General features: G+C 48.8%; 12 protein-coding genes. 9 read left to right on the top strand and 3 right to left on the bottom strand.

Annotated elements, in window-relative coordinates:
* Nucleotides 1-197, top strand: a 197-nt coding sequence (locus tag EG244_RS20490) for a hypothetical protein (protein ID WP_233589044.1), incomplete at its 5' end; no start/stop codon positions are given.
* Nucleotides 187-333, top strand: a complete 147-nt coding sequence (locus tag EG244_RS20485; protein ID WP_158617338.1) for a hypothetical protein — start codon at nucleotides 187-189, stop codon at nucleotides 331-333. The genes EG244_RS20490 and EG244_RS20485, both read left to right, overlap by 11 nt.
* Nucleotides 334-760: 427 nt before the next feature.
* Here the strand turns inward: EG244_RS20485 and EG244_RS16600 are convergent, their stop codons facing one another.
* On the bottom strand, nucleotides 761-2,935 hold the full coding sequence (locus EG244_RS16600) for a hypothetical protein (protein ID WP_124966300.1): 2,175 nt from the start codon (nucleotides 2,933-2,935) through the stop codon (nucleotides 761-763).
* Nucleotides 2,936-3,646: 711 nt separating this feature from the next.
* Between EG244_RS16600 and EG244_RS16595 the strand changes: the two genes are divergently transcribed.
* The 7 genes from EG244_RS16595 to EG244_RS16565 all read left to right on the top strand — a co-directional run bounded on the left by EG244_RS16595 (nucleotide 3,647) and on the right by EG244_RS16565 (nucleotide 8,443).
* Nucleotides 3,647-4,006, top strand: coding sequence for a helix-turn-helix domain-containing protein (locus tag EG244_RS16595; RefSeq protein ID WP_124966299.1), 360 nt, complete (start codon nucleotides 3,647-3,649; stop codon nucleotides 4,004-4,006).
* 402 nt (nucleotides 4,007-4,408) lie between these two features.
* Nucleotides 4,409-4,588, top strand: a complete 180-nt coding sequence (locus EG244_RS16590) for a hypothetical protein (RefSeq protein WP_124966298.1) — start codon at nucleotides 4,409-4,411, stop codon at nucleotides 4,586-4,588.
* Nucleotides 4,589-5,034: 446 nt separating this feature from the next.
* Nucleotides 5,035-5,217, top strand: a complete 183-nt coding sequence (locus tag EG244_RS16585) for a hypothetical protein (protein WP_124966297.1) — start codon at nucleotides 5,035-5,037, stop codon at nucleotides 5,215-5,217.
* 165 nt (nucleotides 5,218-5,382) lie between these two features.
* Nucleotides 5,383-5,637: a BrnT family toxin gene (locus EG244_RS16580; protein ID WP_124966296.1), complete on the top strand. Its 255-nt coding sequence runs from the start codon at nucleotides 5,383-5,385 to the stop codon at nucleotides 5,635-5,637.
* Nucleotides 5,624-5,926 (top strand): BrnA antitoxin family protein, encoded by a 303-nt coding sequence (locus tag EG244_RS16575; RefSeq protein ID WP_124966295.1) that lies wholly within the window; start codon nucleotides 5,624-5,626, stop codon nucleotides 5,924-5,926. The genes EG244_RS16580 and EG244_RS16575 overlap by 14 nt, the downstream gene beginning before the upstream one ends.
* A gap of 494 nt (nucleotides 5,927-6,420) precedes the next feature.
* Entirely contained in the window at nucleotides 6,421-7,920 is a 1,500-nt protein-coding gene (locus EG244_RS16570; RefSeq protein WP_124966294.1) for a P-loop ATPase, Sll1717 family, read from the top strand.
* 235 nt (nucleotides 7,921-8,155) lie between these two features.
* Nucleotides 8,156-8,443 carry a hypothetical protein gene (locus tag EG244_RS16565; protein WP_124966293.1) on the top strand — a complete coding sequence of 96 codons (288 nt, stop codon included), beginning with the start codon at nucleotides 8,156-8,158 and terminating at the stop codon, nucleotides 8,441-8,443.
* 112 nt (nucleotides 8,444-8,555) lie between these two features.
* Here the strand turns inward: EG244_RS16565 and EG244_RS16560 are convergent, their stop codons facing one another.
* Both EG244_RS16560 and EG244_RS16555 read right to left on the bottom strand, forming a co-directional pair.
* Nucleotides 8,556-9,416, bottom strand: a complete 861-nt coding sequence (locus EG244_RS16560) for an NgoMIV family type II restriction endonuclease (protein ID WP_199738011.1) — start codon at nucleotides 9,414-9,416, stop codon at nucleotides 8,556-8,558.
* Nucleotides 9,416-10,372 (bottom strand): DNA cytosine methyltransferase, encoded by a 957-nt coding sequence (locus EG244_RS16555; RefSeq protein WP_124966292.1) that lies wholly within the window; start codon nucleotides 10,370-10,372, stop codon nucleotides 9,416-9,418. Before EG244_RS16555 ends, EG244_RS16560 begins: the two co-directional genes overlap by 1 nt.
* Between the last annotated feature and the right edge of the window lie 145 nt (nucleotides 10,373-10,517).

The following is a 10,517-nucleotide window of genomic DNA, read 5'->3' as shown; positions in this document are numbered from 1 at the left end:
CTGGGCATGAGCTGAGCGGCACAGAACTGAGGTTTGAAATGACCCGACCCCATAACGACCCCGAGCGCGCCCGACTGGAGCGCGAATTGCAGGAAGCCCGAGCCGAGATGACTGCGGTTCATGATCTCTGCGATGCGCAGCAGGCGGAAATCGCTCAGCTGCGCAGCCAGCTGGAGGATCGCACCTATGAGTGCTGAACCCGATCTGCTGCAGTGCCTCCTGGAAGAAGGCGAGAGCCGGGACGAGCGGCTGCACCCCGCCCCAAGGTGGCTTATTGGTGCTCTCATCGCCAACGTCACCGCCTTCGGTCTGCTCGCGTGGTGGCTGTCATGATTGCGAAATGCACCCACGTGCTGGCAACGCTCAGCTGCCATTCCTCCGCAAATACCTCCGCTCAGATCAGCCTCTCGCGCATGCCGTGGGGCCCGTCAGTAACCCATGCCGATGCAAGGCCTGAAAGCGCGCCATCTGCCCTGAGCAGCCGCCGGCCGCTAACCCGTCAGGCGGAGAGCAGCCGCCTGACGCAGACGCTCTCCGCCATCCGGGCGGAATGGTCAGAGCACCGCGAGCGGGCCGCATGAAATGACCGTTTTCCGCCATTGCCGCCATTAGCCACCCCGCCCGTGCAATGTTGGCGACTTTCTCCAATGCCGCAACTCGGAGAATCATACAACGGAGCCTCGGCAGCGATGGAGCAATCTGGAACGACGCGGCCCCTGAACTTTATGCGCCGCATCGTCGTAACATTATAAAGGCATATTTATTGGGCGAGATGCCCAGAAGTTTCAGCAAAAAGCGACTGCAAATGGAAACCAGACAAGTCTAAGATCGGTTCATACATGAAAGAATTGAGGTGAATGTTCTCCGGCGTCATGAGTTGAACTCTCTGCATAGTTTTCATGATCGCAGGGTCTGCATCAAGAGCGTTACTATATCGCCGTATCAGCTTGGATGTTTGGTTCTTCTGAATTGCATTAACAAATACAGGATCCGCTATTTCTTGAATTAAAATTCGCTCGGCTTTCAACCTGATTCCCATCGATAGCGCGATCTTGCACTCAAGGGTTAATTCGTCCGGGTAAATGTTCATTATCGCTTCGCACTCGCTCTCAATAATTGAAATGACTGATACGTCAGATCGATCAAATTCATAGAATGAACCTGCATTAAGAACTGAACCAAAAACATTCCGGAGTTCTGAGACGGTAATCGCTTCACTTGCTGCCTTGATGTGTAGAAGAGCAGTCAGCGTGTTGAAAGCAGCAGTATTTCCCGTGTACTCTGCTAAGTTTCGCACAAACGGTATTGAGGCAATTAATTTGACTGCCTCCCCAAGATTATCCTTCCAATCTGCAAACGGATTTTCGCTCAAATTATCCTCAACAAGCGCGATACTGTTTTCGCTTCGACTGCAAAGGACTTTGTTCGCGCCGTAAATACCGAGCCGACCCTTGATAGTTCTGTAAAAATCGAAGTTGTGCGTCAGCACAATAAGATGAAAAAGCGGATCATTTTTAATGTCGGAAAGATATTCGATGATTGCGTACTTGTTCTTATAATCAAAGGAGTCTGCAATATCATCAAACACAAAGACTGTTTCTATATTACCCTCCCTTCTCGCTTCAACTTCAAAAATAATATTAAGAATATAGAGAGCTCTTTTTTCTCCATTGCTAAGGACTTGATCAAGAGCATCCTTCGAGGTCTGGCGTTCCACACCATTAAAGCGATCTTTGAAGTAGAACGCCAGCTGTGGTGATCGGCTATTCAATATCGCATCGCTCTTGTTCACAACCTTGACTTCGAATGGAACGTGGAAGCGGCGGTTAAATAGGTCTACGACATTTTCCCATCTAGTTTGCTGGGCTTCTGCTTCAGAAATAATCTCGCGCAGGCGGACTTGACTGCTATCAAACTCGCTGACTAAAGAAAGATAGTCTGTTTGGTTTGCAATCAAGTAGGCTATCCAAACACGCTGCTTGAACTGATCAATATTATTCAATTCTGGAATTAGTTCTGGATTGTCGACTAGGTAATCTCTTAGCTCGCGCAACTCAGCACTTGTGATAGCTTTTTCTACTTTGTTAAACTTTTCTTGGAGTGCTGGATCAGAGAGGATTTGATTTTTCTCCAGCTGTATGGCTGCAGTCAGATCAGCCTCACTCTGAATTTCCATGCGTCTGTCGCCATCACTAAGGTTTACGGAATGCCCCCCATCGAACCAGCCATTGGCTTTGAGATTTTTTGCAATAATCTCTGCGTTGCTATGGTTGAAAGTGCCTTTCTTAAAGTACTTTGAATTTTCCAAAATTTTATCATAAGTAGCGGTGTACTCTCCAATCAAAACTTGGATGTCACCGTCCTTTAAAAAATCTATCACCTTTGGTCCAAAAATGACCTTATATTTTACATTCGCAAATTCAGCGTACTGGCCGCTATTAACCTCACGATCAAGTCGCGCAAGCGCATCAATAATTGCAGTGCTACTCACCTTGAAAGCATCGCAGAACGACGCTTCTGCATCCTTGGTTAAACCGGATTGCTTCTTGAGCTTTTTAAATAGATCATCTAGCTTTTTTGATATAGTATTAAATATTGAGTCGTATTCACTTTTCAGATCGTCGCTTGCTAAAAGGCTCGAAATTCTCTCTGAGCTATATTTTTCGTTTATAGATTCAACTACGAAAATTGATTCCGGAGGTACAGGGGCGCTATTTTGATCTTCAACATTGCATGCGGACTCCCTTTCATCAAAAATCAGATCTTTTGGCACCCCCCCCCTTGAGTAATCTCTTAGGGACTTTGCAAGAGATGTTTTCATCGTGCCGTTTGGGGCATACAGCACGACCGGCATGTTTTTGTTAGAAAAGTCAAAAGTATGCTGTAAGGCGGTAATTCCGTAGCAGTATGTCAAACTGATATTAATTTTATCCATTCGTTTACCCTAAATTTTCCAGAAAATGCCGCGCAATGTAGGAATGATCTTGAATTTATTAGTAGTATGTATTTTCATCTGCTCCAAATATCTAATTCAGATTCATCTGGGGCGGATTTCTGATTTATGCATTTCGGTGCGGAACGGGCAATCGCCCATCTTGCAGAACTTCGAGCATTCGCACTAAATGATACCCTGAGCTACTTGATGGCGCTACACCCAGATCAAGCACCCCCTCTGTCATGCTTTCGCCGATGCCACGACGCAGCACCTCAGGCCGCTTGCCGCTCGAAACGGCCCTGCTGGACACCCCTGACCCGTTCGCGTCAGACGCCTGTCAGCCATGGGTGCGGCGCATAAAGTCAGGGTTTTGCCTGGTAGCTCGGAGTAAGACTGCGTGTTGATAAGTAAACTTTTCGCTCACATCAGCGGCATTGACCTGCCACACCTACCCGCGGTTCTGGCCAGATAGAATGATCAAGGGACAGACGTGTTAGAGAATGTTGCGCTGGATGGGCTCTCGCCTGATACAGCGAAGCCAATCGCGGCCTCTGATATTGCTGCCCAGCGGAAAGGGATGAACGAAGACGTCGCTTTCGAGCTTCTTTACGCACCCCAGAGGGCAGATGATAGCCAAACACAGGGTTGAAGGCGCGGAATGAATTTCGTTTAATCATCTTGGAATTGTATTTTTGAGCAAGGATTTGACCTGTGACACATCCGGTAGATGTTGCTGTGGGACGGCGAATACGCTTCCGACGCTGGATGATAGGCCTCACCCAGCAACAGCTTGCAGCAGAAGCTGGGATCACCTTTCAGCAACTTCAAAAGTATGAACAGGGCGCCAACCGCGTCAGTGCCTCCCGTCTTTTTGAATTGGCCCTCGCGCTTAAGGTCCCCATAGGGTTCTTTTTCAAAGATCTGGAGGAGGACGGCATCCGGCTGGAAGATATCATCTTAACCAAAGAGGCGTGCGAACTTCTGAAGGCCTACCACACACTGCCGGAAGCGGTCCGCAGCCATTTTATGGGCATCGCCATGAGCATGACGGCAGGGACCGAAATTGAATAGTTTCTGACAGAATACGCAAAATTTTCGCAAATCGCACATCATTTCCCGAGCGCTGCAGATGTGGATAATTTTCGATCCTCGCCCATTCGAAGACATACAAAACTGTCGCTATCCACCTTCAGAACCAAGGCAAACTACCCTACGTTCTGACACATGGATCTAAACCCAGGGGGATTGAGGTTGCCAGGTGGTTGGAAGAGGGCGGCAACAATTGCCCTCCTGTGGGTGATAGGTGTGGCATGTGTGGTTGGTGCGCTTATGATAGGTAGTATGCTGGGTTCCCTGCTCTGGCAGGTATACAGGTGATCACGGCGTGGATATGCCACGTTGGTGTCTGTGTTATCGCTGTCGTGGGCGCCTTGCAGGTGCGGCTTCTGCGCCGGGATGTAAGGACATTCGGTGATGCCTGAGAGTAAACGAAAGGGGTTCGACCCCGAGATCGCGAAACTGATTGCAGCATTTGCTGTGGCCGCACAGCGCATCGAGCTGGATGATGATCTGGCCGAGGCACTGTTTCAGACCGCGCTCGAGATTTACAACGGCACCGAAGCGCGCGCGCGCGTAGAACGATACGATGCATGAGCCCGTGCGAGAATGAATCCTTCGGGCGGGGCGTATAACGCTCAGGAACTCTCCCCTTTTGCGCATCCTGTCCCCGGCATGGGCTGCACTGATAATTTTATACTAGGGCGGATGTTGTAAACCACAGATCTGAGGTCTTGGAAGACTATCCCACAGCAGGGAAAATCGATACCGAAAGACTTAAGTGTTCAAAGAGAGCAGAAAGAAAAGCACGGAGCCAAGGACGCCATTACTCATAAATAGTGCGACGGTGAATCGTTACCAACGACCCTGACCCCGTGCACACCGTCGACCTAAGAGGATAATTTCGGACAGCGTAATTATTCAAAAGTATAGGGTAAGGAATATACCACCTTGTGGTGCTTCCAAAGCCTTTCTCACCATCTTACAGATAGCCTGAAGTTGCGCCATCGGCAGAACATTTTTATCTGAGCCGGGGAACACGGATGCTGGAAAACGATGACATGACGGGGTTTGCCCCGGAAGTCGCAAAGCTGATCGCGGCCTTTGCCCTTGCAGCTCAGCATATTGGGATGGACGAGGATGTAGTCCATAGGTTCTTTCAGACGGCCCTCGAAAACTACGAACAGGGCTATGCGAGCGTCCCATCTGTCCGACACGATGCCTGAGGCTCCGTCTTACAGCGCAGGAGGATGGGGAGTGTAACGCGCATGCAGCTTGCCCTTTTGCACATCTAACCCCAAGCATTGGGGTACTGATCATTTATCGTATATACAAAAAGATTGACATCTGTCATCTTTATGTATATACGATAAGTCTTGGAAGAGGAATCTATGCAGATCGTTTGGGATGAGCCGAAGCGTCAGGCAAATATCGCCAAACATGGTCTGGATTTCGCGGACCTGACAGTTTCCTTCTTTCTGGCGGCACAGGTGGTCGAAACCCGAGACCGCCGCTTTATGGCAATCGGCCGCTTTGCAGATGGGACCATCGCGGTTGTCTTTGCCGCCTTGGGCAGCCAGGGGCTTTCCATCATCTCGATGCGACCGGCGGGTAAAAAGGAGAGGGAGTTCCATGAGGGAATTTGATCCAAAGCATGCTGCACAGAATGGCTACAGCCGGACGGACTGGGACGCCGTGGAGAGCCCGGAGCTGGAGGCAGAAGACCTGAAGAACGCCAAAGCCTTTTCAGAGGTGTTTCCTGCCCTGGCAGAGAGCGCTCGAAAGAGCCTTGGCCGGCCGAAGCTGGCAAAACCCAAAATTGCGGTCTCTCTGCGTCTGGATGCGGATGTGCTCGAAGCATTCAAAGCCTCCGGACAGGGCTGGCAATCGCGCATGAATGAGGCACTGCGCAAGGCCGCACATCTCTCACGATAGAGCCCGCTCTTTCAGGCGGGCCAGCTGCGCAGTGCGCATAGCATGGCATGCTTTGAGCACAATCGGCTCTGACTGAGGAAGTCCTGATAATTTTACATTATCGGACTCGAGCAGGCGCCCCCTTCAGTAAAAGGGAACACATGCGGCAGTACGACGAAGAACCCCTAAAAGGTTGCTAAAAAAGTCGGGCGAAGGGGTAAAGTGCCTGTGAAATGCTGGAAATCATCCTAGTTTCACCTGCTCCAAGCAGGTCATCGCGAAATTCTAGGCCGATCTCGGAAATATTTCCGCCGAAGTCCCGCGCAAAAACACGTTTGCAGCAGCCTGCTAGAGCATAGCTGATGTCATTCTGCCAAGCGCCGAGTAATCACCTCATGATGAAAACGAACGGTAGGAAACCCTGACGCCGTTGTCGTATCGATTCTCTTGCTCTTTGCTCATGAGTAGTTAAGATTTATAGGCAGATTTTTTGGCACTATTTTATTGGGCGGGTAATGGAAAAAGTAGACATTCTAAAAAATCTCCGCTTCGGAGAACGGATTGCGGAAGAAGAACTTGATGACCTTGAGCGATACTTTGTAGCCACAGATCAGTGGTCACGAGTTTTCTCAGGCGAAGTAGATGTCGTGTATGGATCAAAGGGCGCAGGTAAAAGCGCGATATACGCCCTCATCGATAAACGTCAGGACGAACTCTTTGACCGAGGCATCATCGTAAAGGGTGCAGAAAACGTAAGAGGAAATACTGCCTTCAAGGATGTACTTGGAGACCCTCCTCCTTCTGAAAGAAGTTTCATCGATCTTTGGAAGCTTTACTTCTTAATTATAGCCACAAGTACGATCAGAGATTATGGCATATCCGACAAAAATACGCAGCATCTAGTGAAAGCTTTGACAGATGCTCAATTATTGCCAGACACCGCGTCTTTGGCGCAGTTATTCCAGCGAGCAAAGAAGCTGATTTGGTCTTATGTTTTCCCGGAAAAAGAAAGCGTAGAGTGGACTGTAACGCTTGAAGCTGCGACAGGCCTTCCGGTAGTTACACGAAAGGTAAATCTAGCGCAGACATTGCGACCGCAAGACGTCAAAGTTGATCTTCCTTTAGATGAGCTTCTTAACTTCGCTAATTCTGCCCTTTTGAAAAGCGGTTTCTCTCTTTGGGTTTTATTCGATAGGCTGGATGTCGCGTTCAATGATACGCCGGATCTAGAGAGAAATGCGCTTCGCGCCTTGTTCCGAGTGTACAATGACTTCAAAGCATTTGACAATTTAAAGTTAAAAATATTCGTCCGAGATGATATTTGGGAAAGAATAACTGAGGGCGGATTTGCTGAGGCGAGCCACGTTACTAGGACGGCAACAATCACTTGGAGCTATGAAAGCCTGCTGAATCTATTCATCAGGCGGCTCTTGGCTAACAAAGAATTTGTTGAAGCGCGATCAATCAACCCAGCAAATATTGAGGGTGACTTCGATAGGCAAACTGAATTGATCGAAGCTATCCTCCCCGACAAGGTCGAGACTGGAAATAACCCAAGTACATTTAGATGGATGGTTAACCGGGTGCAGGACGGCACCGGAAAGTCTGCTCCTCGCGAATTAATTCATATGTCGGAAATGATTAGGCAGCAGCAGATTGGAAGGTTCGAGCGAGGAGAGGCTGAAATTTCCGACGCTGCACTTTTTGAAAGGGCTGTATTCAAGCCAGCACTTCGGGAAGTTAGCAAAGTTAGGTATGAACAAACCTTTAAAGCTGAGAACCCATCTCTCGCCCCCTTTACTGAGAAACTGAAAGGACAAAAGACAGAACAAACGGCTGACAGCCTGTCTATGGCCTGGGGCATTAATGGAGAGCATTTAGATATCACTATAGACAGATTGTTAAAATCTGGCTTCTTCGAAAAAAGGGTAATTAAAGAAGAAACAACCTACTGGATTCCATTCTTATACAGAGATGCGCTAGATCTGGTGCAAGGTAAAGCTTTTGGCAGCTAAGGCATGATATAATCTATCTTGAGTTGAATGGAGCTTAAGACACCTCGGCGGCCAATTTTCAGGAAACTTCAGTGTCGTACCGCGAATGATCTCCATTAAATTAGCGCGCTATATGCAATCGTCCAGTCTCGACTGTCATTAAACGTAGAAACTAAATTCTCCCCTGAGAAAGTGAATAGATAATACTGTTCATTGCAGTTTCTTAAGAAGTAAATCAAAACAACTGGGGTTAGAAATGAGTTATACCGTCAGGAAATCTTTCACTCACAACGGCAACAATTACGAAGTGCGTAGCACTGAAATTGGAAATTTCATTACCATTAAAGCATTCAAGGAAGATGGGACTGCTGCTGATCCCTTTGAATTTTCAGTTACAATGGATGTTCAAAAGGATGCAAAGTTGACTAATAGCATTATCAACCCGGAAGAAGCGCTCGTGGCAACAGCGGAAGAATATGTGCTGAATGATCGATGGGGAGAATATCTCAAAGCATTGAGTGATTTAGAGAAGGGCAGTCACTAACTAAAATTAATATTGCTGTATGAAATATTAATTACATATCAAATCCGGCCGGTAGGTGCATGATTTGAAATTGTGCACCTACCCTCATCGAATATGAATTAAAATTCTAATATTATACGGCGAGATCTAACGGAAGATCTGAAATATCTTTTAAGCGTTTTCCATCGACCATTACAGAAAGCATATCTCCTGCATCGATCATGCCTAAATTTTTCAAGGTGGCTTGTAACTCATATAGTGCGAAATGGTATACGCAATCGATATCTCCAGTACCAAGAGCAATCGAGGCAAGACGGCTTGGAGTTGGTTCGGCTGTCACTACAACAACATGAGGCAAGCGGCCCTTTCTGTTTCGCACTAAATTCAAGGCCTCAGAGCGTGCATTTTGGGCACGATCGCTTCGAATCGTCCATTTACAGGAAATGCTTGCATGCAACAATGGTGATCCACCGTTTATGGCACGAAGACTTGCGAGATTTGTAACATTCTCGTTAACTAAAAGAGAGGGTGCATTAATAGATATATCGTCTTCTGTGTCCCTAACTACCACAATATCGGGCGTGATTGTATAATCACTACCTAATGCTGCAGCTAACTCCTTATCCGCCTTAGCTGCGCGGTCGAGTGCTACTAGATGCGAATATTGTTCATAGCGGGCGATTTCCAAACGATTTCGCCCGCTAACCTGTCGAACGCTCCATTTTCCGGGACGGAGATGTCCTAATTTCAAGAAGGTTTCGCGCACAAAATCAGCGCAGATCCCTTCAAATTGGTTTCCAGAAGTCTGTCCGGCAATGCGCTCCCCGATTGTCTCGGCTTTGAGCAACTCAGCGATGCCTCTTGCGATTAGTTTGCTGGTATTGTTACTGCTATCTGCATTGCTCACTACACCAGCCAAGTTGGTGGTTAACGTTTCTTTCAGTAATGCTGCATGAAAAGACCGGCGTGCGACAAGGAACTCAGGCTCAGACATTATGCGACCTTGTAAATACGCTTTTTCGACAAAGCTGTAAAAATCTGACGCGACACTGCGGCTGCCACCGGGGGCGGAAACGCATTCCCAATCTGACGATAAGCTGCCGTTTTGCGTCCATAAAATTGCCAAGAATCAGGAAATCCTTGAATGCGAGCTGCCATTCGAGTGGTCAAGCGAGGCATGCCGACAAAATCAGGTTGAGGTGCGTCATCCCAAATACCCATGCCATCGACACCAAGCGCAGCCCAAGCGCGCTTAGCGCGTGTCGGACCCAGATCCGGCCCGCCGTGCTTCTTCGAGCCACCGACGAGCGTAGGCGCTATAGCGCTTGCCTGCTGGCGCCAGACATTGGCACCCTTCCATTTGTTCGCGGCCATCAGGTCATGGAGCAAGTCTCCGACAGTGGCAGGCTGGTGCTGTTGGGGCTCGGGCCATGAGAAGTTGTCGGCCAGCTCATTTCGTATGCCGACAAATACGACACGGGGTCTCAATTGTGACACACCGTAATCAGAAGCATTAAGCAGTCGCCAGCCAGGAGTGTACCCGAGTTTGATAAGCTGTTGCTCGACTTTGCTTCGGTAGTCTTGAAATACCGCGTCTAGAAGACCACGAACGTTTTCCAGCATCACCGCTTGCGGTCGGCATTCGTCAACTAACCGAATAGCTTCTGGAAACAGATCTCGCTCGTCATTTTCCCCTAGTTGCTTCCCCGCCTTCGAGAAGGGTGGGCATGGGACCCCACCCGCAAGGAGGTCAATACCGTGATGAGGCGTTCCGTCAAAATGCCTGAGATCACCCTCGACCACGTTCCACTCAGGTCGATTTAGACGCAACGTCGCACACGCCGGGGGTTCCCACTCAACCAGCGCTGCGTGGCCGAAGCCAGCCATTTCTAGCCCAAGGGCTTGCCCACCCGCGCCCGCGCACATTTCCAACGAACTGAATCGGCTCATATTCTTCACTCTTTATTGAGCAGATAGTCACAGCTGAGCCATGCCTCTGGTCTGGGTTCTAAGGTCGGCGAATAGCACAGCCCGCCTCGTACAGGTGGAGATACTGTAAGCGCGCTACCGTGCCAAGCGACACACCTCCCACATG

The organism is Falsigemmobacter faecalis (assembly GCF_003863335.1).
Taxonomy (GTDB): domain Bacteria; phylum Pseudomonadota; class Alphaproteobacteria; order Rhodobacterales; family Rhodobacteraceae; genus Wagnerdoeblera; species Wagnerdoeblera faecalis.
The sequence above is the reverse complement of the archived record's forward strand: the minus strand, read 5'-3'. Positions and strand labels throughout refer to the sequence as shown.